Below are 21626 nucleotides of genomic sequence, written 5' to 3' on the forward strand. Positions count from 1 at the left end.
CTGCAGGTCAATCTGAAATTCAGGGAGCACTCTTCATGAAAAAGACTATCGCAATTGTGGGCATGGGTGAAATGGGTGCTGGCGTGGCTGGCCGCCTCGTTGAGAATGGCATCGAAGTCATCACCGTACTGAGCGGCCGTAGCGCAGCCAGTGCGGAGCGCGCTCAGCGAGCCGGCGTACGTGTTGTGGCGAGCGACGCAGAGATGATCGAGCAAGCAGATGCGTTTCTGTCCATCCTGCCGCCTGCGCAGGCAGGTGCGTTGGCCGACCGAATCCGGCCCGTCATCCAAGCCAAGAAACCTGCGGTGACTTATGTCGATTGCAATGCTGTGGCGCCAGAGACCGTCAAGTCAATCGCTGCGAAGTTCTCTGCCTTGGGATTGCCATTCATCGATGCCGCCATCATTGGGCCGCCGCCAAAGCCGGGTGCCGCTGTGACGCGGTTCTACGCGTCAGGTGCTGAGTTGAGCGTTTTCTTGGAGTTGAATTCTTACGGCCTGGACGTGCGAGCACTCGGCCCGCTTCCGGGAGAGGCGGCAGCACTCAAGATGTCGTACGCGGGTATCACCAAGGGATTCCAGGCTCTTGCAACCGCCATGGTCCTGGGGGCCAAAGAGTACGACGTGACTGATGCGTTTCTGAACGAGTTGCGCACCAGCCAACCGATGTTATTGAAATGGATTGTGAGCGAATTGCCGCGCATGGTTCCGAAAGCTCATCGGTGGGTTGGCGAGATGAATGAGATCTCCCTCTTTCTCAATTCAGAGCAGGGGGCTTCGGAGATCTTTGCTGGAGCCGCCAAGTTGTACGAAGCAGTGGCTGCAGACAACGCCGTCGGGAGTGAGTCGCCAAGAGTCAAGGCTCTTGATCAGTTTGTTGCTCAAGAGAAAGGCGGGGTGTGACGAACGCCTTTGCAGTCAAAAAACGGGTTGGCGCCCAAGGTTTCCAAACTCTTGACCCCGTTGCTCCGAGATTTTGAATTTCCTATCCGTTCGGGCTGAGCTTGTCGAAGCTTTGCGCAACGCTTCGACAAGCTCAGCCCGAACGGTTTTATATTCTTGAAAGCGAGTAAGAATGAAACGCTGACGCCCGCTGGCTGGAGAACGCCTGGGGGTAGGCGGGGAGCTCTGCAACTGAGTCGCGTTGAATCCATCAGCACCGTTCAGGCTCAGGACTAATACATCACAGTGCCAGATCAATAGCCTTCAGAAAAATGCACGGCCCGGACCCAAAAACAAAACACCCCATGCCGGGCTTTCCACAGGTGTGCTTCATCAAGAACACCGTGCAGAACCCGAACATTGTCATTGGCGACTACACGTACTACGACGACCCTGAAGATTCGGTGAACTTTGAGCGCAATGTTCTCTATCACTTCCCATTCATCGGCGACAAGCTGGTCATAGGCAAGTTCTGCGCCATTGCACGTGGTGTGAAGTTCATCATGAACGGCGCCAATCACAAGATATCCGGCATATCCACGTACCCATTCCAGATCTTCGGAAGTGGATGGGAGGCGGTCATGCCTGCTCCCGGTGACTTGCCGTTCAAGGGTGACACCATCATCGGTAACGATGTCTGGATTGGCTACGAGGCGCTCATCATGCCCGGGGTCCGAATTGGGAACGGAGCCATTGTGTCTTCACGTTCAGTGGTCGTGTCTGATGTCCCCCCGTACACCATCGTGGGTGGCAATCCAGCCAAGCCCATTAAGCAGCGCTTTGAGCCCGAGGATGCAGCCAAGCTCAATGAGATCGCGTGGTGGGACTGGCCCATTGAGAAGATCACAGAGCACCTGGGGAAAATTGTGGCGGGTGACATTGACGCATTACGCCAGTGCGCTAGTAGTCTTTAGCGGGGTTCCCTGCTAGGTGTGCTTGCGAGCGCACGACATAACCCTGTTCCCGTTCTTCAGGGCATCCGTGCATCCGGGGATGACGGTGAACCAAAATAGTGATTTTTCTCTTCACGAAGCGGGCTGTTCGCCGGGACCGCCGAGCTCCCGCTCGGCATTGCAGCAGATGCAGATCCCACGAATGCCAATCAGGCGCTCGGCGTCGGCTGCTCCAGCCAATACCATGTGGAACCACGTATGCGAGTCCTAGTGTGAACACGCTCTAGATCAGACAACAATGCCAACCAAATCCGTAGAAGCCCTTCTCGAAGACATTCGTTTCCTGAGCGAAGACCGTCATGCCACCGTCCAAGCGGTCCGATCCTTGGTGAAGAAGCTCGTGAAACCTTTGGCAGAAGAGGTCAAGTACGGAGGCATCCTGTTCACCTCAGGCGTTCAGTTCGGTGGCGTGTTCGCATACAAGGATCACGTGTCCGTAGAGTTTTCTCATGGTGCCTCCATTGCTGACGAGTTGGGGCACCTGCAGGGCGGAGGCAAGTTTCGGCGACACATCAAGTTGAAAGCCCCAGCCGATGTCGAATTGACACAGCTAGCTGACTACATTCCGCTGGCGTTGCAAGCGGCGAAAGGGGCCGCTTGACGCCTTGGCTGAGCCAAGCTATTCCGTGACCGAACGCGGCCTGCCACCATGGAGCGAGAATTTCCAAGCGCTGCCACCCAGATGACTAGCTGCCATCTGTGCTCGCGTCTCACTGACGCATGCCAATCGCCAAGCGATTGAATGCACTCATCAGTGCGATGGCAAAGCTCAAGTCGGAGATTTCCGCGTCGCTGAAATGCGCTTTGAGCGGCTCGAAATCTTCATCAGGTGCATGAGTGGTTGCTACGGCCACCAGTGATTCTGTCCAGGCCAACGCGGCCTTTTCGCGTTCGCTGAACAGCGCGCTTACGCGCCAGCCGGCCAAGCTGTCCAGCTTGGCGTTCGGCACACCACCGGCGCGCAGAGCCGCTGCGTGCATTTCCAGACAGAAAGCGCATCCATTGATCTGGGAAACGCGTAGATAGACCAGCTCGATCAATGGTTTCCCAAGGCTGCTCTTGTCCAGGGCGGTCTTGGTGAGGCCGAGGCCCCGATAGGCATCAGGTGAGAGGGTTTGATAAGGCAATCGAAGTGTGTTCATGACATGGTTCCGGCATCAAGGGTGGGAGCGAAGAATGAAGTCAGCGCGTGGTGGACTTGATCCAGTACATCTGAGCTTGGGTATGGCCCTGCCAAGTACAGGAATTGAACCTCGTGAATACCTATAGTGGACAAAGCATGACGCAGGTAGGGCGTCAGGAAGTCGGGCTGCCTGGCCGTATCGCCAACGCACGCACCGCCTGAGCGCACCAGTACCAGGGTGGGGCGATCCTGCAGCAAGCCGACTTTGCCTTCCGATGTCACCGTGAAGCTGCGGGCTATGCGCAGTACATGATCGATCCACAGTTTCAGCGTGGCCGGTACGGTGAAGTTGTGCATCGGGGTGCTGATCAGCAATCCGTCGGTGGCTTCCAATTCGCTAATCAGCCGCTCGGAAAGCTCCAGGGCGGGGTCATCGAAGGGCGCTAACGAGGTAATGGCATTCGCGTATTGCGCAGTCAGTGGCGCAAGAGGTTCAGCCACCAGGCTGCGCGTGGTCATGCTAACGCCGTGCTCGCGGGATTCACCATCCCTCAAAACCGCTGCCACCTGTTGCGCCCCCAGAGACTGGTTGCCCATGGGGCTGCATTCCAGAAAGAGAATGTGATTCATGGTCTTAGTACCTTAAAGCGCCTGGGAGAAATGCATTCCTTTGGAAAGCAAGCCCTGGCGGAAATAGAAACGTTGTGCCAGGGCGTTGCCAAGGCCTGTATCGAGCACGAAATGGGCGCAGTCTTGCTGCTTCGCTGTTTCGCGCAGCGCCTCAATCAGAACGCCGCCTAACCCCTGGCTGCGTGCGTCAGCGGTGGCCACCAAGTCGTCGACATAAAGGAAGCGCCCGTAAATCAGGTTCTCCTGGATGCGGTATCCCGCCAATCCCTTCACTTGATGGCCTTGCCATGCGCCCAGCAAACGGTAGCCCTGTTCGGACTGTCGACGGGCCTGCGCAGTAAATGAGGCTGCATCGCGCAGGTGTGGCCGCAATTCCCGCATGACGTCGAAGCAGGCGGCGTAGTCCTGATCGCTGTCAATGAGGCTCAATCGAAAAGTGCTCATACCGATTTCCTTGTAACTAGGGCACTAATTTAAGAGAATCATGGCCTAGCAGGAAGGTGCAAGAATCAATTAAATGAATGGGACATAGCACATGGACATGCAGCAACTAAAGCTGAGCAGAGAACACGATGCGCCCATCTATTTGCAGCTGTATGGGCGCTTCCGAGATTCAATTGCGTCGGGAAAGCTGCGTCCAGGCGACCGAGTGCCTTCCGTGCGAAGCCTGGCCAGCGAGCTGAACCTGGCGCGTGGCACCGTTGAAATGGCCTATCAGATGCTGAGCAGTGAAGGCTATTTCCTCTCGCGGGGCCCAGCAGGCACCGTCGTGTCTCCACGGCTGGAAACTCTGAGCGAGTCTGGCCAGCAGGCTGCGTCCAAACCGTTGGCGCGAACTTCCCCAGGTTCCCAGACAGTCACCGGCGTCATCCGGCCTTTCCAGCTGGGGTTGCCAGCGTTAGATGCGTTTCCACGAAAGACTTGGGCGCGCCTGGCAGGCCGCAACGTGCGCACTTTGCAGGCGCAGTCCATGACCTACCCTGATCCAACAGGGTACGAGCCGCTGCGCCGCGCCATCGCCACCTATCTAGGCATATCGCGCGGCATTGCCTGCACGCAGGAGCAGGTGTTTGTCACGGCGGGCTACCGCAGTGGTCTTGAGTTGGTGTGTCGTACCCTGCTGACACCTGGAGATGCCGGATGGTATGAAGACCCCGGCTACATATTTGCCCGCCAGTTTCTGGAGCGTGCAGGCATGCGCCTTGAGCCAGTTCCCGTGGATACGGAGGGCCTGAAAGTGCAGGTTGGCTTGCAGCGGGCGCCGCATGCGCGTTTCGCCGTAGTGACGCCCACCCACCAGAGTCCCATGGGCATGGCGATGTCGCTGCCCCGGCGACTGGAATTGCTGGAATGGGCCAGCCAGCGCCAAGCCTGGATCATTGAAGACGACTACGACAGCGAATTCCGCTATCACGGAAGGCCGCTTCCCGCGCTGAAAAGCCTGGATCGAGACGGGCGCGTGCTCTACACCGGCACCTTCAGCAAGGTGTTGTTTCCTGGCTTGCGCCTGGCGTATCTGGTCGTGCCTGAAACACAGATCAAAAACTTCAGGGACTCGGCGAATCACCTTGGCGGCCTGGGTTCCATCTTGACGCAGGCCACGGTGGCCGACTTCATGGAACAAGGCCACTTTGCCCGCCACCTGCGCAAAATGCGGTCACTGTATGCAGCCCGGCGCGGCTATCTGGTGGATGCGCTCTCAACGACCTTTGGTTCGCGCCTGCATGTTCAGCCCCAGGCCGGAGGCATCCATGTGCTGGCCCATCTGAGCACTTCGCACCATGACAAGGCCTTGGCTGAGGCGGCCCAGGCTCACGGGCTGGCCGTTGAAGCCTTGAGCAACTGGCGGATGAGAAGGTCGCGGCAGGGAGGCTTGTTGATGGGGTTCGCCGGCTTCACCACCAAGGAGCAGGCGTTGACATCTGTTGAGCAATTGGGGGCTGTGCTGAACCAATTCTGATCAGGTCCCCATGTAGGGCCTTATCTGCGGTGTCTCCGCTGAATCTTGATAGGTGATCCGTGAGCCTTCGAGGAAGATGGCTCAGAGATCCCTAGTTCCCATACGTCTCAGCCGGATCGTTGTTCGGCGCTTGAAACGCTGCTTGCAAGGAGGCGGGGAAAGGCAGATTGAGCGAGGTGTTGGAAGGTGGGATAGGGCTCATGAACCATTTGTCGAACAGCTTGCGAAGCTCCCCTGAATCCATGAGCTTCTTGATATGCGAATCCACGGCTTGCTTGAACGCGGGGTCGTTTTTTCTCAGCATCAAAGCAATGGGCTCTTTGCCCAGCGGAGTCCCTACGATCTTGTAGTCCTGTGGGTTCTTAAGGTTGGCAATGTTTCCGGCCAAGGTGTTGTCATCCATAGCGAACGCGTCGGCTCTTCCCTGGTCCACCAGAAGCATGCTTTCGGCATGATCTCGCGCCAGCACCAGATTGAACTTCAGGCCGTCTTTCTCCAACTTTCGCAGTCGCGGAACCAGGGTGGTGCCTGTGGTGGTCACGATAGTCTTGCCTGCCAGGTCTTCGTTGCGCGTGATGCCAGAATTGGCCTTCACTGCATATCGTGCTTCAGTGATGTAGGTGGTGTGGGCAAAATCCACTTGCTCTTTGCGCACGGCAGTGTTGCTGGTGGAGCCGCATTCCATATCAATCGTGCCATTTTGGACCAGGGGCATCCGGTTTTGCGACGTGACGACTTGGTAGCGAACATTGGCCTTGGGGAACAGGGCCTTGACGATGTTCTCGCACAGCTCTATGTGATAACCCAGATACTTGCTGTTCCCCAGTGTGTATGAAAGCGGGGCTGAGGAATCTCTGACCCCCAGAACGATGGTCCCTGAAGAATTGACTTTCGCGATGGTGTTGATGTCTTGTGCATGCACACCAACGGCGGAGATCAGGCAGGCAATGGCGCCGAAAGCTACTTGATGAATCTTCATGGGATCGCTCCTAAACAAACATGGGGAGTGGTGGCAATGGCGCTGACTTAAGCGGCTACGAGCTTGGTGCGAGAAATCTCATCCAGGCTGAGCCTCAAAGCTTCATCCAGAATGTCCACGCCACGGTCTATCTCAGACTGCGTAGTGGTGAGTGGAGGCGCTATGCGCCAGACCGAACCGCGCTCGGGCCGGCGGCGGATGTTCATGCTGAGACCCAACTCGTAGCAGCGCTGTGTCGTGAGTGCGCCCAGTGCATGGAAGGGCTCACGCGAGTCACGGCTTTTGACGAGTTCCACGCCAAGAAGCATGCCCTCGCCGCGCACATCGCCAATGGCTTCATAGCGTGATTGCAGTTCTTCAAGGCGCCTTCTCAGGTACCCACCCATCGTCTGCGCCCGCTCGATCAGGTGTTCCTCTTGAATGGTGCGCAACACCGCCAGTCCAACGGTGGCCGGCAATGGATCGGACACGTGGCTGGTGTAGAAAGTGAAGCCCTTGGAGTGAATGCTCTCTTCAATCGCCGGGGTAGTGGCAACCGCCGCCAAAGGCAGGCCGCCACCCATGGTTTTGGAGACGGACATGATGTCTGGCGTGACACCAAAGAAATCAGCAGCGTGGCGATGCCCAATGCGGCCGAATGCGGTTTGCGCTTCATCAAAAATCAGCAGCATGTTGCGCTCATCTGCTGCTTCGCGCAGAGCCTTCATGTAAGACTTTGGTGGAACCAGCACACCACCAGCGCTGATGATGGGCTCCACAATGATGGCGGCGCGGCGTCCGGTGGAAGCCATGTCATACATCTTGAGGCCCATCTCCAGGCAAGCCAGGGCAGAGGCTTCTCCATCCAGACCTTTGATGTAGGGCCGGTACAAGTTGGGCTCCGGCATCACGAAGACGCCGGGAACGTGTACGCCGTAGCCTTTTCGGTCGCTCGCGAAGGACGCTGCCGAAGCACCACCCGTCACACCATGCCAAGACCCGCCTACGGCAAGAATTTCATAACCATCCGTGAACATCTTGGCCATGCGCATGGCCACTTCGTTGCTCTCAGAGCCGGTGTTGATGAAGATCGACTTGGATAGGCCCTTGGGCATCCAGTCCTTGGCCATCGTCTCGGCGAGCTGGGCTACCACTTCAGGGATCATTCCGCTGAACAGGTGATAGGCCTTCTCCCCGGCTTCGTGAACCGCTTGCACAATGGCGGGATGATTGTGGCCAATGGTGGCGCACATCTGCCCTGAGGTGAAGTCCAGGATTTCGCGCCCGGTATCGTCAATGACGATGGAGCCCTTGGCACTCCGGAACAAGCTGGGAAAGGTATCGCCGCCGTAGCGAACCATGAATTCTTTAGCGGCCTCGCGCAGATGGGTGTTCATACGTTCTCTGAAAATCAGTTGGTGATGTGAAAGTATTGAAAACTTCCCCTCGCCAGTCCAATGCCAATTCCACAAATGGCGTGATTGGTTGAACGCAGGGGCTATGCATAAAACGAATCACGTCCTGCCAGGAATCAGCCCGGACTCACATAACATGTGGAATCGCTGACGCGAAGGGCTAAGAGCTATGGAAACTCGCTGGATTCAAGATTTCGTGACCTTGACCGAAGTGCGCAACTTCACGCGCGCGGCGGAGTTGCGCAATGTCTCCCAAGCGGCCTTCAGCCGGCGTATTCAGGCATTGGAGCGATGGCTGGGCGCTACCCTGGTAGACCGCTCCTGCTTTCCCATGCGCATCACCGAAGCGGGTGAGCGGTTTCGGCCATCGGCCATTGCTCTGCTCAGCCAGATCGCGGATGTGAAAGCTGAAACCGCGGGCGAGCAGGAAGGCCATATCCTGCGGGTAGCGTTGCCCTTTGCGTTAGCGGCCACCCGCTTGGCGCAATGGTGGAGCGATTGGAGCCATGGCTTGGATGTGGCCGTCAGCATTGAAACCGGCCATGTGCTGGACACCATGCAATCGCTCTCTGAGGGCAGCGTAGATATGGTGATCTGCTATCAGCATGCGGCCAACCCCATTGCGCCCGACATGAGCCGCCATGAAAAAATCGTGCTCGCCACTGAGAAGGTGCGCCCTTATTCCGTGGCTGAAATCACTCCGGAAGGCCGCAGACCCAAGTTTGTCTTGCCGGGAAGCGCGCAGAGCAAAGTGCCGCTGCTGATGTATGCGCCCACGGTCTATTTTTCTCGAGTGGTCGATTCCGCCATTGACAATGCGCCGCTAGATTTTCACAGCACGACGATCGTGGAGTCAGCCATGACAGATGTGCTGGCCAACATGGCTCAAAAGGGGCTGGGTGTGGCGTGGTTGCCAGACAGCAGCCTGGAGAATGGTCGCTTTCCTGATCTGGTGTTGGCGGCTGATGATCAATGGAGTACTGAGGTGGACGTAGTCGCCTACCGCTTGCGCAACAACGGTCGTAAAGTGCTGGAGCGCGTATGGCAACGTATTCAGCAGCGTATTCAGCTTCGTCACGATCAGGGCGGTGGGTAGCTGATCGCCGCTGACGAGAATGTCGCGCAGGAGCTCGGCGAATCCAGCGCCTCACCCACCGGCACGTTTCACGCGATGTCCCTGGGCCTGAAGCGCAGCCATCACTCGCTCCACGTGATCCCCCTGGATTTCGATCACTCCATCCTTGACCGTGCCGCCCGATCCGCAAGCCGTTCTTAATTGCTTGCCCAGCGTGGCCAGCCCTGTCATGTCCAAGGCCACGCCCTTGACCACTGTGACCGCCTTACCGCCTCGCCCCTTGGTTTCGCGCGAGACCCTGACCACGCCGTCGCCTACCGGCACGGGGTTGGTGGACTTGCAAGTGCATTGCGCCACCGGCTGACGGCAAGCCGGGCACATGCGACCCCCTTCAGTGGAATACACCAGGCCGCCGATGGAGAGTGATTGCTTCTTCATGGCCCCCGATCGTACCGCCCGCATACACTGCCCCATACGGCTCTTCGCCAAAATTTCACTACGCGCCATGCCATTTACCTCATTGGGCCTCTCGCCCGAACTCGCCGGCGCCACCAGCGCTCTGGGTTTTACCCAGCCCACGCCCGTTCAAACCCTGGCCATTCCAGCAGCACTCAGCGGCTCGGATTTGCTCGCCACCGCACAAACTGGCTCTGGCAAGACTGTTGCCTTCGCCCTGCCCCTGCTTCAACATCTGCAGCAGGCCGGCACTACCTCTCCACGCCGTGTACGTGCCCTGGTGCTGGTGCCCACCCGGGAACTCGCCGCCCAGGTGGGCGAAGTGCTGCGCGGCCTGGGAGAAAACCTGCTGCCGCGCCCGAAGACCGTGGTGGCCTTTGGCGGTGTCTCCATTAATCCGCAGATGATGGCTCTGCGCGGCGGGGCTGACATCGTGGTGGCCACGCCCGGCCGCCTTCTAGACTTGGTAGAGCACAACGCACTGCGTCTGTCCGGCGTCGAACAACTGGTACTGGACGAGGCTGACCGGCTGTTGGACCTGGGCTTTGCCGAAGAGCTGAATCGTGTGCTGGCGCTGTTGCCTGCACGGCGGCAGAACCTGTTCTTTTCCGCCACCTTCCCCCCCAACGTGGAAGCCCTTGCCCAAGGTCTGCTCCGCGAGCCCGTGCGCATCGACCTCCCGCCTGAGCCTGACAGCGCGCCCGCCGTGACGCAGCGCGTGATTCAGGTGGACGAACGCAAGCGCACGCAGTTGCTGCGCCATCTGGTCAAGGAGTACAAATGGGAGCGCGTGCTGGTTTTTGTGGCCAGCCAGTACGCCGCCGAGCATGTGGCCAGCAAGCTGCACCGTGATGGCTTGTTCGCCACTTCCTTCCACGGTGGCCTGAGCCAAGGCGCGCGCAAGCAGGTACTGGACGAGTTCAAAGATTCGCGCTGGGATGTATTGGTCACCACGGATCTGGCCGCACGCGGCCTGCACATTGACCAGTTGCCAGCAGTGGTGAACTATGACCTGGCGCGCTCCCCGGTAGACCACGTACACCGCATAGGGCGAACCGGCCGGGCGGGCCAGAGCGGCTTGGCCATCAGTTTCGTCAGCGCCAGCACCGAAGCGCATTTCGCCCTGATCGAAAAGCGCCAGGGCCTGAGCCTGCCGCGTGAGCATGTGCCGGGTTTCGAGCCCACTGATACCGCAGAGGCGGCATCTCCCGTGCAGAGCGTGGCGCCTAACAACGGCGGCATAAAGGGCAAGCGCCCAAGCAAGAAGGACAAGCTGCGCGCCGCTGCTCAGCAGAAGAATGCATCGGCTGATTAGCTGGGTTTGGTGTCAACATCATCCGAAAAAATACGTTACGGAATACTGCTTCCTGACAAGCCAGCGCTTTGCAGAGATCTGCTTTCTTAAACGGTAGCGAAACTTTAATCTTTTAAGAGCGGCTACGAGCCACAAGCACTCTCAAAAGAGCGTTTGTGGTGAGTACCGTCGGACCGAAGTTCGTCGCAGTATCCGGGGATAGACGTTGCGAAGGCGGCTGTTCTCGGGGGTAAAGACCAACGGTTACCAAAATCGACGTTTGGGTATTAGAGGAAAATATCCGGAAATAGAACCGGAAAAAAAAGAGAGAAGTGCTCAAGGATTTAGTAAAGCAAATTATTGATATTGAACAATAAAATTGTTAATATGCGAGGACATAGAAACCGGAAAATATGTCTGTTAAGTCTGACCTGATTGCGATCTACGATCAACCCCACCAGTTTGAGCCGCTACTGCCTGCTCAAAATTTGGTGGAGCTGGTTGACGCCACGCGGCGAGTCTTCGAAAAATCGGCTGCATTGAAGGCGTCTGCTAGTCCTGAGGCAAGATCCGCCATACGGGAAATCGTGCGCTCTATGAACTCCTACTACTCGAATGGCATCGAGGGGCAAGCGACCCACCCGGCAAACATCGAACGGGCACTGCGGCACGATTTCTCCGAAAAACCCGATGTAGCCAAACGGCAGCGAATTGCATTGGCACACATCGAAGCCGAGCGCGAACTCGAACCGAGTGTGACAACAGAAGCCTCAGCCTTGAGCAGCGCGTTCCTGCGCGAGGCCCACAAGAGTCTCTACAGTCGGCTGTCACGCGAAGACCGCACCACAGAGGATGGTCGCGTGGTCGAGCCCGCTGGGTTGCGTGTGCACGAGGTGGTTGTCGGCCGCCATCAACCGCCAGCATGGAAGTCATTGCCACAATTCCTCGCTCGCATGGATCAGGTATATGGCCGGTTGCATGGGGTGGATGCCGTGCTGATTAACATCGCGTCGGCACACCATCGCATGGCCTGGACGCACCCATTCGAGGATGGCAATGGGCGAGCTAGCCGTCTGCAGACGCACTGTGCACTTTTTCCCATTAGTGGCGGGCTGTGGTCGGTTAATCGCGGTCTGGCGCGCCAGCGCGAGCGCTACTACGAGATGCTCGATGGCGCTGACAGTGCCCACCAGGGAGACCTCGACGGGCGGGGCAACCTCAGCCAAAAAATGCTTTGGGCGTGGTGCTGCTATTTCATCGAGCTCTGCGAAGACCAGGTGAACTTCATGGGCTCCATGCTCGACCTTCCTAAGCTCAAAGACCGCTTGCGAGCTCATGTCATGGTCAAGGGTGCCACAGAAGGACTTACTGAGTACCGCGATGAGGCCGTTCTGCCACTGCAGACCCTGGCAGTAAGTGGTGCCATGTCGCGTGGTGATTTCATTCGGATGACTGGGCTAGAGGAGCGGACCGGGCGCAAGGTGGTATCGCGATTCCTTAGCGATGGCCTACTCAAGAGCGATGGTCACCGTGGAGCGTTGCGCATCGGCTTTCCGATGTCCGCGCTCAACATCCTGCTGCCGAACCTTTATCCGGAAGCGTCCACAGTCATGCTCGATTAGTGTTCAACGCGGTGTTGATGCAACCCGTTTGAGCAGAACACGCCCTAGTCGCCAGTCAATCCAGCCAAGCCAAAGTGCATGCAAAATATATCGTGGCACGATATAATTTTTTGGTTTATTTGATGCACACATGGCGAACAAGTCCAGCACACTTGTCAAATCCGACTTCGAGACTCTTTCTGAATTTCGCTATCAGATGCGGCGCTTCGAGCGCTTCTCGGAGCGCGCCGCTGCGCAAGAAGGGTTAACGCCGCAGCAGTACCTGCTGCTCTTGCACATCAAGGGCACGCCTGAACGAACATGGGCATCGGTCGGGGAAATCGCAGAACGTTTGCAGATCCAACCACATGCAGCCGTTGCACTGGCCAGTCGCTGTGAAGCGCTGTCTCTGGTCGAGCGTCGCGCGAGCACGGTCGATCGCCGGTCGGTGGAGGTGCATCTCCTCGCACGCGCAGAAGTGTTGTTGCAGCGTCTGGCGGCCCTTCATCGCGCCGAACTGAAATCGCTGGGCGGCGCGTTCCAGGTCCCCAAGATCGACTTCCCGGGCCACGCGTGAAACACGCGCATCGCTGACTCTCTGAAGTACGCATGGAACAAACTACAACCGAGTTGCCCTTGGCCAATCCTCCTGTTTCCTTCGGGACCCGGCTCGTCCGTTATCTGACGCGCTTTCGACCTGCGCGTTTGCCTGTGGACGGTCGAGAGCGTTTGCGCGCGAGTATTGGGGTTTTTGTCGGCATTGCCATGACAGGCTTGCTTAGCCGCTGGTGGGCTGATGTCTATCACTTAGGTCCGTGGCTCGTGGCGCCTCTGGGCGCGAGCGCCGTTCTCGTCTTCGCGGTGCCTGCAAGCCCGCTGGCTCAGCCGTGGTCGGTCTTCGGCGGTAACACTCTGTCTGCACTGGTTGGCGTGGCCGTGGCCATGGTCGTCCCCGATCCCGTATGGGCTGGCGCGATCGCGGTGGGCGTTGCCATCGGCGTGATGTTTGCCTTGCGGTGCGTGCATCCTCCGGGGGGCGCTTCGGCTCTGTTTGCGGCACTCACAGCGCAGAGTTTCTCTTTCGCGGTGTTTCCAATCCTCGTCAATTCGATTCTGTTGATCGTGGCAGGCGTTGTATACAACTCTTTGACCGGCCGTGCGTATCCCCATAGCCAATCCCTGCCGGCAACACGCGCTGAAGGTGCGGTTTCGCGCTTCAGCGCAACAGACCTCGACGCAGCCCTGGCGCATTACAACCAGGTTCTTGATGTGAGCCGTGACGATCTGGAAGCGTTGCTCCACCACGCCGAAGCCAACGCCTACCAACGCACCTTTGGTCAACTTCGCTGCAAGGATGTCATGACGCCTAACCCCGTCAGCGCACAGTTCGGAGCTTCGCTGGCCGATGCATGGGCCCTGATGCGTGAACACCAGATCAAGGCGCTCCCCATCACGGATCGCGAACGCCGTCTGGTTGGCATCGTCACGATGGCGGATTTCATGCGAAACGCTGACCTCCGCTCGCACGACGGAATAGGCCGACGCCTGATGAACCTTGTCCGCAAAAATGGCGGCGCGCAGTCCAACAGGCCTGAAGTAGTCGGACAAATCATGTCCCGCGAAGTTCGTGTGGCGAGTGAAGAGAGGCATGTGGCGGAACTGGTGCCGCTGTTCTCCCATGGAGGTCACCACCATATTCCGGTGATCGATGAAGAAAAACGACTCAAGGGGATCATCACGCAAACTGATTTGGTGCGCTCTCTTTACCAGGCGATCTACCAGACCAATGCATAAAGACAGGGCCCGTGCCGGGTCCGCTGTCTTCAGGGTGCAGGAGGTCGACTCAGTGAGCTTCTGTCCAGGTGCTATGTGGGTTGAACCCTGACCTGCCAACCTCCCTTTATAGGTGTGGTCAAAAACTTCACAGGCAGGAACCGCTCAACCATTTCAAAGTTGGTTTTCGCGTGCAGGGTGAGCTCAGTACAGGTGTAGGCCGCCGCGCGCTGGCGCTTCCCTACAGCCAAAGCAAGTGGCAGCGCCCACTGATCGGCCAAGTGCGGGCCGAGCGCGGCATCGCTTGCCTGGTAGGCGCTCACTTCTTGCGCCACGTTGCGTGCGACCTTCTCGGAGCTGACACCCTTTTCACCGAACGCAGTAAAGACCTCAGTGACCTGCTCATAGGCGAGTGTTGCCATCAAGGCGTTCCCTGGTCCTTCGTTCTGGCGGGCAGGTGCCACGCGCAGTTGATCTTCACTCCAACCCAATGATGCACCGAGTTGCTCTAGCTCCCGGCGGGCGATGGAACGGTTCAGTGCCGGTGCCAGGCATTCCGCATGGGCTTGTACTTCGGCACCACGGTCGTTCAAATCGAACGGCTCAAGCTCGTTGATCGCGGGCTTGATCACTACCTCTATTTCACCGCCACCTGCAGGGTAGAAGCCGAGCCGGCGCAGCTTGAGTTCGGCATTGGCGCCCAGCCTGCGCAGCAAGGGTGCGTAGCTGCGCTCCAGGAAGTGGAAAGGCGGCGCCATGGGGTTGTGCGTGCCACCGCCCAGCTTCAAATGACTCTGAGCATCGGCCATCAACAGTGCTGGCCACACCGTCTGCAGTACCAGCGTGCAGCTGCCCGCCGTGCCAACGTTGAAGTTGTAGTTACCCGCGCGCACCTGGCCCGGCCTGAAGCTCAGGGTCTGGGAATTCAGTTCAGCACCATGGACTTCAGCGCCGCAGATTTCAGTGGCCGCATTGACGCAGGTCAGGTGCTGGCGCATCAAACCAGGTTTGGCCCGGCCGGCGCGGATCTTCGTCAGCGCAAACGGCTGCCCCGTGCACATGGAAAGCGCTAGCGAAGTCCGCAGGATTTGTCCTCCACCCTCACCGGCGGAGCCATCAATTTCAATCATCTTGTTCTCAAATTCTTCTTAAGTACTTCTATTGATCCAGCACGGTGATGTATTAACCGTTCGCCCTGAGCTTGTCGAAGGGTTTAGGCCCTTTCCAGGGACAACGGATTTCAAACTTCATAAGGCCGTATCAATAGGCTCGCGTGTCGAAGTGCAGCACGGCATCATGCAGATACTCGTCAAGATGCACTCCATCTGCCCTGGGGCCTTTGGCGATGGTGTGGGCCATCGCTTCGGCCAGTTCTGCCTCAATGAAGTGGTGGATCCCCACCCAGCGCGGGCTCGTCGCCGCCTCCCCCGCCCGCATCTTCATCTCCAGCAGCGCGTTCACTTCATCCAGCAAGGCCCGATCCGTCAGGGTGGCGCTGGCCAGTTCCGCAAAGCGCATCGGCGGAACGCCGCGCCCCTCACGTATCCAGCGTGCCGCCAACAATGGGCGCAAGACATACAGATACTTCTTGTACCGGACGACCTCGCCATACAAGTGCTCCCGCAGGTTTTTCTTGGCCATCGACACGTAGTGGTGATAGCCTCGTACCGGCGAAAAACTCTCCTCAGCCAAGGTGCGAAGCCGGTCTGCCCACGGATTTTCCTGTTGGTAGATGATGGGCGAGCGCAGCCATTCGAGCAAGGTGGGATTGGAATCGCTCGCCAGTTGCAGCGCTTTGCGCAAATCCCAGCCATTGATGTCCAGCTCACCGCTGATGGGCTGCTCGATCACGTCGCGGCCCGGGCTCACGGTCAGGTACCAGTCAAGCCGGTTGACGTAGACAAATCGTACGTCGTAGTCGCTGTCTGGCGAGGCAAAGCCCCAGCCCCTGCTGCCGGACTCGCAAGCGAACAGCACCTTGACCTGATGCTGCCGTTCGAGTGCCGCCAGGTTCTCCTTGATGGTGACCCGCATCTCATCCGAGACAGGGTGCGCGCTCAGAACGGTTTCCATTCCCTTCATGTTCTCTTCCCCCAGTTCATTCTCATGGGTGGATGAGAGCACAAGGCCCTCATCCACCTATCCCTTCACGCACACGACCTGCTTCAGGGTGTACACCACTTCGACCAGATCGCTCTGCGCCGCCATAACGGCATCGATGTCTTTGTAGGCCATCGGGATTTCGTCAATAACGTCAGCATCCTTTCGACACTCAACGCCCGCCGTAGCCCTCGCCTGGTCCTCCAGAGTGAACATCTTCTTGGCCTTGGTGCGGCTCATCACTCGGCCCGCGCCGTGGCTGCAGCTCTCAAAGCTTTCCGGGTTTCCCAGGCCGCGCACAATATAGCTGCGTGCGCCCATGCTTCCCGGAATGATGCCCATCTCACCGCGCTTGGCACTTACGGCACCTTTGCGGGTCACGAACACATCCTGGCCGAAGTGGCGCTCCTGCTGCACGTAGTTGTGGTGGCAATTCACTGCTTCCACATGCGCATCGAACGGCTTGGTAATCACCAAACGCACCGTGGCGATCAGGTTGGCCATCATTACTTCGCGGTTCTTCATCGCGAACTTTTGTGCCCAGGACACACCACGCACGTAGTCACCAAAATACTGGGCGCCTTCTTCGAAGTAAGCCAGGTCTTTATCTGGCAGATTACGTTGATGGCGCTCCGCGTCTTTCTTGGCCAGCTCTATGAAGTGCGTACCGATGGCATTTCCCACACCGCGCGAACCAGAGTGCAGCATGAACCACACGAAGCCCGCTTCATCAAGGCAGACCTCAATGAAGTGGTTTCCGCCACCCAGTGTGCCCAAGTGCTTACGGTTGTTTGTGCTCGCGAGACGCGGGTGCAGTTCGCAAAGCGAATCGAACTCACCCACCAGCGTGGCCCAGATCTGATCTACCGCTTCAGGTGGATTTTCCCAGCTACCTTTATCGCGGCCACGGCTCTTGGGGCTGGACCCGTGTGGCACAGCCCTTTCTATGGCCGAGCGCAGTGGTGCCAGGTTATCAGGCAGATCTTCCGCACGCAGCGTGGTCTTGGCGGCCATCATGCCGCAGCCAATATCCACACCCACGGCGGCCGGGATGATGGCTTTCAGCGTTGGGATCACAGAGCCTACAGTGGCGCCAATACCCAGGTGTACATCTGGCATGGCCGCGATGTGTTTGAACACGATGGGCAGGCGAGCGGCGTTGGCGAGCTGCTTTCGCGCCTCATCTTCCACAGGGACACCTTGGGTCCACATTTTTACCGGCACACCGCCGGAGATTTCTTCTACGTTGTAGTTTTGCTTTGACATGTTCTTATTCTCAAAAAAAGTGCGGTGACTAAGTCAGGAGCTCTCTACAAGAGAGCCCCACGTCAATGAAATTTTCAACCCGCTTCCATTGCTGGACCGGGGGGCGCAGTACGGGCGCTTCCAGATGGCTCTGGAGACACGCCCTGCTCGCTATGAGCTATTTGTAATTTCATCTGCATTCAACGCTAAATAGGCGATGCCCTGCTGCGACAAGGATTGGTGAAACATTCGTGCTCTACCACTGAGCTACGGTCTCTTTGCAGAAACCGACGGGATTCGAACCCGTGACCCCGAGAGTGAAAGTCTGTAGTTCCACCTGCATTCGCAGCAAGACATCAAAAAAATGCGCGACAAGGGTCGACAAGACGTTGCCAGACCGGTTTCCCGGTTGGGGGTTCGATCCCCCGGGCGTCGATGTAGTCCTGTCAGCATTCGCGCAAAAAACCAGTAACTCCCCGCGTGACGACTAACAATTGATGAGGCGTATATCAACAATGTAGCCCCACCTGCATTCGCCACGCGACGACGTCTGTTCGTCAAGGTTTGATGCCCCAGGCGACGAGAGTTGCAAGAGCGGCCTACGGGTTCTCCGTTGCGGGCTAGCAGGCCCGCGCGGCCTAACGTGCTGTACTCCTGCAGGCATTCGCCTGGGACACCAAATCAAAATCATCTACCGCAGTGCTACTGTTGCACCAGTGAGACCTTTTCGATCTCACCGACCCAGTGCTCTGCGTCCATCTGGCCGTTCGCAAAGCTCGCGACCATGGTGAACACTGCATCAGAGAATCCGCCGACATTCAAGATGTCGTGGCGCTCCGCTGCCTGTGTGGTCACACCGGGCTGGATGTCTATGCACACCAGGCGCGCTTTAGGGTTGCGCTTTTTCAGCACTTCCCATTCGCGCAGGGTCTGCGTCGCTCCGTGCCGGTTGGCATCAACCCAGGACTCGTTATCCGAGACCAGGATCAACAGATCCACCGGCGCACGCTCACGGTTCAACAGAGCCAGCGGCGCGCTGCAGTTGGTACCCCCGCCACCGATCTTGGCCAGTGCTTGCGCATTGGTCATTACCGAGTCGCGGGCGTTCAACGACAGCTTCACCACCTCTTGCTCGAATGGCAATACACGAGCCTGAGGGTTCTTGCGCAGTACCGCCGCAGCGACCAAGGCCGCCACGTCGATACAACGCACGCTGGATGTCGCAGAACCGCGATGGCCAGTCACGACCGAGCTCATAGAGCCCGACACGTCAGGGCACACCACCACACGCCCCGCAAAGCTGGGCACGTTGTTCAGCGCGACTTCCATCGCATCCTGCAGCGCATCACGCACTGGTTGTGGCACGGCTTCTCCGGTTGCCTTGAACGCAGCCATGAGCTGGTAGGGCATCACACGAGCCTTGGCCACAGCCAGTGGATCACGCAGCTTGGCAGCGATCACATCGGTCATCCCTTCGACTTCGAACACGCCGTGACGAGCAAAGGTGTTCAGGTTCTGACGCACCATCTGCCAAGAACCAGTGCGAGCGATCTGCGTCCACTGGGTGGAGTCCAGATTCAGTGCAGTCAGCATCTGGAACGGAACCTCCGGCACATGGGTCGCTACGCCTTGGGCACTTTCGCGCTTGAAGCGTTCGAACGCTTGCGTGATGGGCGGCAGAGCCGCTTCATCGAGTGGCTTGCCTATCAACCACGCGAACCAGGCGGCACGCCAGGCCTCGGAAGGCTTGGGGTGAACCATCTTCACCACGTCGGTCAGCGAAGGCGTGTTGCCCACGGCGGCATTCAGCAGTTGCTTCTCGGTTGCCGTCAGCAGCCAGTGCTGTACCAGCTTCTTAGGGCGGGTACCTAGCGATTTGCGGCCTACGGCGCCGCTGCGCAGGATTTGCACGAAGTTGCGCAGCATCTTGCCGTTATCAACCACGCGTGAAAACACCTGATTCAGCAGAGCCACATCACGCACAGCCAGGCTGGCTGCGAGCAGTGCTGGCATGTCCTTCATATAGCCGGATTCACGGGCATAGATGGCAGTCTTGGCGACGAAGGTGGCATCCACCTCTTGAGCCAGTGCGGTCACTTTGTCGAGTTGGTCTTCCGCATGGGCATAGAAGGTCTTGCTCAGGCAGCCCGTAGTGGCCAGTTGTGCCAGCTGATGACGGGGGCTGAAAGCGTAAGCCGGCGCCTGCTCTGCATTGCGTGCAGTGGGCGTAGGCAGTAGGGCGCCTCTGAGGGTTTGGAAGAGTTGTGTGTTGACCATGATTGTTCTTCTCTTTGCATTCAACTTGTTGTTCGTGCCAATTACTTTGCAAAGGGTGTGCCAACTTCTGAGATTTCTTAGCCGAATAAATGCAAGTTATTGATTTGCATTGATTTATTTCCTGTTTCCTATCGAATTCACCAAACTCAATGCATAAAGGCTATTGAAAATACTAGAATTTCAGCTAGTAAGATATCTAGAAAGCTATGGCTAAAAAGAACGTTGTCGTCGGTTTCATGGGAACCCAGCTGGATTCCGGTCAAGGCGCAGGTCGCTGGGAAAAGTGGCGGCCCACGATTTCCCTGGTTCAGCACGAAGACACACAGATTGACCGCCTGGAGTTGCTCTACACCACGCGCTATGAGGCCTTGGCCCACACCCTGGTGCGAGACATTGCGGGGGCTTCGCCGGGCACCGTCGTGAACCTGGTGCGCATCGATGTAGAAGACCCCTGGGATTTCGGTGAGATGTACGCGGCGCTTTATGACTGGGCGCGCGCTTATCACTTTGATCCGGATCATGAGCAGTATTGGGCCCACATCACCACCGGCACCCATGTGGCGCAAATCTGCATGTTCTTGATGGTGGAATCTCGCTTCATCCCTGGCGTGCTGCTGCAAACGGCTCCGCCGAAGAAACAGCAGGCGGGCAACCCTGGCAGCTACACGCTCATTGACCTGGATCTCTCGCGCTACAACGTTCTGGCCCAGCGCTTCAGCCAAGCCCATTCGGAAGCGCTGGAGTTCCTGAAAAGTGGCATCCCTACTCGCAATCAGCGCTTCAATGCCTTGATCGAGGAGATTGAGCGCGTGGCTGTGCGCTCGCACGCGCCTATCTTGCTCACAGGCCCCACCGGCGCCGGCAAGTCCCATCTGGCGCGGCGCATGTTCGAGCTGAAGAAGTCGCGCCATCAGGTGCAAGGCGATTTTGTCGAGGTGAACTGCGCCACCTTGCGTGGGGATGGGGCCGCCTCCACCTTGTTCGGCCACAAGAAGGGGGCTTTCACAGGAGCTGCTGCAGACCGGGCGGGGCTGCTGCGCACGGCGCATCAGGGTGTGCTTTTTCTTGATGAAATCGGCGAGCTGGGGCTGGACGAGCAGGCCATGCTGCTGAAGGCCGTGGAAGAGAAACGTTTCTTTCCTATGGGCAGCGACCGCGAGGTCAGCAGCGATTTCCAGCTGATCGCCGGCACCAACCGTGATCTGCGCCTTGATGTGGCGCAGGGGCGTTTTCGAGAAGACTTGTTCGCACGTATCAACCTCTGGGCGTACACACTGCCCAGCTTGGCACAGCGCCCGGAAGATATCGAGCCCAATATGGACCATCTGCTCATACGAGCAGCTGCAGAAACAGGCCAAGCCGTTCGTTTTAACGCCGAGGCCAAGACGAGATATCTTCAGTTCGCCAAATCCGCAGAGGCACTTTGGAGCGGCAACTTCCGCGATTTATCTGCCAGCGTGACACGCATGGCAACGCTAGCCGATGGTGGGCGTATTTCCACGGCGCTGGTAGATGCTGAAATACAGCGCCTACGATGGCTATGGCAACCGGCAGGGGAGTTAACGGCACCAAACGTCGACCTTGGCGCCCTGCTACCGGTGGATGCCGAGAGCAAGCTGGACCTGTTCGACCGCATGCAACTCGAAAGCGTTGTTCGCGTATGCAGAGAGTCGCCAACGCTTTCCGAGGCAGGGCGACGCCTCTTTGATCAGTCACGCATGCAGCGCTCAGTGGTGAACGACGCTGATCGGCTGCGGAAATATTTGCTCAAGTTTGAGTTGACTTGGGATGAAGTGCGCCAACAGGCGTGAGGCGGTTCTCGGTA

At 58.0% G+C, this 21626-nt stretch carries 20 protein-coding genes; 10 read left to right on the plus strand and 10 right to left on the minus strand.

Features of this window, described 5'->3' with window-relative positions:
- The first annotated feature begins 17 nt into the window (after positions 1-17).
- From G518_RS0118755 to G518_RS0118765, 3 genes are all read left to right on the plus strand, one after another.
- Positions 18-902, plus strand: a complete 885-nt coding sequence (locus tag G518_RS0118755; RefSeq protein WP_281170545.1) for an NAD(P)-dependent oxidoreductase — start codon at positions 18-20, stop codon at positions 900-902.
- Between the two features lie 311 nt (positions 903-1213).
- Positions 1214-1855, plus strand: coding sequence for a Vat family streptogramin A O-acetyltransferase (locus G518_RS0118760; RefSeq protein ID WP_028603853.1), 642 nt, complete (start codon positions 1214-1216; stop codon positions 1853-1855).
- Positions 1856-2132: 277 nt separating this feature from the next.
- Entirely contained in the window at positions 2133-2495 is a 363-nt protein-coding gene (locus G518_RS0118765) for a DUF1801 domain-containing protein (RefSeq protein ID WP_028603854.1), read from the plus strand.
- Between the two features lie 109 nt (positions 2496-2604).
- On the opposite strand, the gene G518_RS0118770 is transcribed toward G518_RS0118765, so the two are convergent.
- The 3 genes from G518_RS0118770 to G518_RS0118780 are packed head-to-tail and all read right to left on the minus strand — an operon-like array spanning position 2605 to position 4091.
- Positions 2605-3036 (minus strand): carboxymuconolactone decarboxylase family protein, encoded by a 432-nt coding sequence (locus G518_RS0118770; RefSeq protein WP_028603855.1) that lies wholly within the window; start codon positions 3034-3036, stop codon positions 2605-2607.
- Positions 3033-3647, minus strand: a complete 615-nt coding sequence (locus G518_RS35880) for an FMN-dependent NADH-azoreductase (RefSeq protein WP_051237022.1) — start codon at positions 3645-3647, stop codon at positions 3033-3035. Before G518_RS35880 ends, G518_RS0118770 begins: the two co-directional genes overlap by 4 nt.
- Positions 3648-3659: 12 nt before the next feature.
- Positions 3660-4091, minus strand: coding sequence for a GNAT family N-acetyltransferase (locus tag G518_RS0118780; RefSeq protein ID WP_028603856.1), 432 nt, complete (start codon positions 4089-4091; stop codon positions 3660-3662).
- Positions 4092-4182: 91 nt separating this feature from the next.
- Here G518_RS0118780 and pdxR point away from each other — a divergent pair, with 91 nt between their 5' ends.
- Positions 4183-5607: a MocR-like pyridoxine biosynthesis transcription factor PdxR gene (gene pdxR, locus G518_RS0118785; RefSeq protein ID WP_028603857.1), complete on the plus strand. Its 1425-nt coding sequence runs from the start codon at positions 4183-4185 to the stop codon at positions 5605-5607.
- A gap of 91 nt (positions 5608-5698) precedes the next feature.
- Here the strand turns inward: pdxR and G518_RS0118790 are convergent, their stop codons facing one another.
- Entirely contained in the window at positions 5699-6586 is an 888-nt protein-coding gene (locus tag G518_RS0118790) for an amino acid ABC transporter substrate-binding protein (RefSeq protein WP_028603858.1), read from the minus strand.
- Between the two features lie 47 nt (positions 6587-6633).
- Complete coding sequence (locus tag G518_RS0118795) at positions 6634-7962, minus strand: aspartate aminotransferase family protein (protein ID WP_028603859.1); 1329 nt, start codon at positions 7960-7962, stop codon at positions 6634-6636.
- A 187-nt stretch (positions 7963-8149) separates the two neighbouring features.
- Between G518_RS0118795 and G518_RS0118800 the strand changes: the two genes are divergently transcribed.
- Positions 8150-9076 carry a LysR family transcriptional regulator gene (locus G518_RS0118800; protein ID WP_028603860.1) on the plus strand — a complete coding sequence of 309 codons (927 nt, stop codon included), beginning with the start codon at positions 8150-8152 and terminating at the stop codon, positions 9074-9076.
- A 51-nt stretch (positions 9077-9127) separates the two neighbouring features.
- Here G518_RS0118800 and G518_RS0118805 read toward each other — a convergent pair whose 3' ends face one another.
- Positions 9128-9493 (minus strand): translation initiation factor Sui1, encoded by a 366-nt coding sequence (locus tag G518_RS0118805; protein WP_028603861.1) that lies wholly within the window; start codon positions 9491-9493, stop codon positions 9128-9130.
- Positions 9494-9560: 67 nt separating this feature from the next.
- On the opposite strand from G518_RS0118805, the gene G518_RS0118810 reads away from it, so the two are divergent.
- The 4 genes from G518_RS0118810 (at position 9561) to G518_RS0118825 (ending at position 14200) form a co-directional block, all read left to right on the plus strand.
- Positions 9561-10826, plus strand: a complete 1266-nt coding sequence (locus G518_RS0118810) for a DEAD/DEAH box helicase (protein ID WP_028603862.1) — start codon at positions 9561-9563, stop codon at positions 10824-10826.
- 392 nt (positions 10827-11218) lie between these two features.
- Complete coding sequence (locus G518_RS0118815) at positions 11219-12427, plus strand: Fic family protein (RefSeq protein WP_028603863.1); 1209 nt, start codon at positions 11219-11221, stop codon at positions 12425-12427.
- A gap of 130 nt (positions 12428-12557) precedes the next feature.
- Positions 12558-12983 (plus strand): MarR family winged helix-turn-helix transcriptional regulator, encoded by a 426-nt coding sequence (locus G518_RS0118820; RefSeq protein ID WP_028603864.1) that lies wholly within the window; start codon positions 12558-12560, stop codon positions 12981-12983.
- Between the two features lie 32 nt (positions 12984-13015).
- Positions 13016-14200, plus strand: coding sequence for an HPP family protein (locus G518_RS0118825; RefSeq protein WP_084651982.1), 1185 nt, complete (start codon positions 13016-13018; stop codon positions 14198-14200).
- Between the two features lie 71 nt (positions 14201-14271).
- On the opposite strand, the gene rtcA is transcribed toward G518_RS0118825, so the two are convergent.
- The 4 genes from rtcA to G518_RS0118845 all read right to left on the minus strand — a co-directional run bounded on the left by rtcA (position 14272) and on the right by G518_RS0118845 (position 19801).
- A complete protein-coding gene (gene rtcA, locus G518_RS0118830) occupies positions 14272-15309 on the minus strand; it encodes an RNA 3'-terminal phosphate cyclase (RefSeq protein ID WP_028603866.1) in 1038 nt (345 codons plus the stop codon).
- A 130-nt stretch (positions 15310-15439) separates the two neighbouring features.
- The gene (locus G518_RS0118835) at positions 15440-16252 is read right to left on the minus strand and encodes a nucleotidyltransferase domain-containing protein (RefSeq protein ID WP_051237036.1); all 813 of its coding nucleotides are present in this window, start codon (positions 16250-16252) and stop codon (positions 15440-15442) included.
- Between the two features lie 66 nt (positions 16253-16318).
- On the minus strand, positions 16319-17545 hold the full coding sequence (locus G518_RS0118840) for an RtcB family protein (RefSeq protein WP_028603868.1): 1227 nt from the start codon (positions 17543-17545) through the stop codon (positions 16319-16321).
- 681 nt (positions 17546-18226) lie between these two features.
- A complete protein-coding gene (locus tag G518_RS0118845; protein ID WP_028603869.1) occupies positions 18227-19801 on the minus strand; it encodes a vWA domain-containing protein in 1575 nt (524 codons plus the stop codon).
- Between the two features lie 206 nt (positions 19802-20007).
- Between G518_RS0118845 and rtcR the strand changes: the two genes are divergently transcribed.
- Positions 20008-21612 carry an RNA repair transcriptional activator RtcR gene (gene rtcR / locus G518_RS0118850; protein WP_028603870.1) on the plus strand — a complete coding sequence of 535 codons (1605 nt, stop codon included), beginning with the start codon at positions 20008-20010 and terminating at the stop codon, positions 21610-21612.
- The last annotated feature ends 14 nt before the right edge of the window (positions 21613-21626 follow it).

It is taken from the genome of Ottowia thiooxydans DSM 14619, assembly GCF_000422885.1.
GTDB lineage: Bacteria > Pseudomonadota > Gammaproteobacteria > Burkholderiales > Burkholderiaceae_C > Ottowia > Ottowia thiooxydans.

Coding starts and splice junctions, on each gene's coding strand:
- G518_RS0118800 (WP_028603860.1), top strand. CDS start 8,150: ATGGAAACTCGCTGGATTCAAGATTTCGTGACCTTGACCGAAGTGCGC.
- G518_RS0118835 (WP_051237036.1), bottom strand. CDS start 16,252: ATGGAAACCGTTCTGAGCGCGCACCCTGTCTCGGATGAGATGCGGGTC.
- G518_RS0118815 (WP_028603863.1), top strand. CDS start 11,219: ATGTCTGTTAAGTCTGACCTGATTGCGATCTACGATCAACCCCACCAG.
- rtcR (WP_028603870.1), top strand. CDS start 20,008: ATGGCTAAAAAGAACGTTGTCGTCGGTTTCATGGGAACCCAGCTGGAT.
- G518_RS0118825 (WP_084651982.1), top strand. CDS start 13,016: ATGGAACAAACTACAACCGAGTTGCCCTTGGCCAATCCTCCTGTTTCC.
- G518_RS0118805 (WP_028603861.1), bottom strand. CDS start 9,493: ATGAAGAAGCAATCACTCTCCATCGGCGGCCTGGTGTATTCCACTGAA.
- G518_RS0118810 (WP_028603862.1), top strand. CDS start 9,561: ATGCCATTTACCTCATTGGGCCTCTCGCCCGAACTCGCCGGCGCCACC.
- G518_RS0118760 (WP_028603853.1), top strand. CDS start 1,214: ATGCACGGCCCGGACCCAAAAACAAAACACCCCATGCCGGGCTTTCCA.
- G518_RS0118765 (WP_028603854.1), top strand. CDS start 2,133: ATGCCAACCAAATCCGTAGAAGCCCTTCTCGAAGACATTCGTTTCCTG.
- G518_RS0118770 (WP_028603855.1), bottom strand. CDS start 3,036: ATGAACACACTTCGATTGCCTTATCAAACCCTCTCACCTGATGCCTAT.
- G518_RS35880 (WP_051237022.1), bottom strand. CDS start 3,647: ATGAATCACATTCTCTTTCTGGAATGCAGCCCCATGGGCAACCAGTCT.
- G518_RS0118840 (WP_028603868.1), bottom strand. CDS start 17,545: ATGTCAAAGCAAAACTACAACGTAGAAGAAATCTCCGGCGGTGTGCCG.
- G518_RS0118820 (WP_028603864.1), top strand. CDS start 12,558: ATGGCGAACAAGTCCAGCACACTTGTCAAATCCGACTTCGAGACTCTT.
- G518_RS0118795 (WP_028603859.1), bottom strand. CDS start 7,962: ATGAACACCCATCTGCGCGAGGCCGCTAAAGAATTCATGGTTCGCTAC.
- rtcA (WP_028603866.1), bottom strand. CDS start 15,309: ATGATTGAAATTGATGGCTCCGCCGGTGAGGGTGGAGGACAAATCCTG.
- G518_RS0118790 (WP_028603858.1), bottom strand. CDS start 6,586: ATGAAGATTCATCAAGTAGCTTTCGGCGCCATTGCCTGCCTGATCTCC.
- pdxR (WP_028603857.1), top strand. CDS start 4,183: ATGGACATGCAGCAACTAAAGCTGAGCAGAGAACACGATGCGCCCATC.
- G518_RS0118780 (WP_028603856.1), bottom strand. CDS start 4,091: ATGAGCACTTTTCGATTGAGCCTCATTGACAGCGATCAGGACTACGCC.
- G518_RS0118845 (WP_028603869.1), bottom strand. CDS start 19,801: ATGGTCAACACACAACTCTTCCAAACCCTCAGAGGCGCCCTACTGCCT.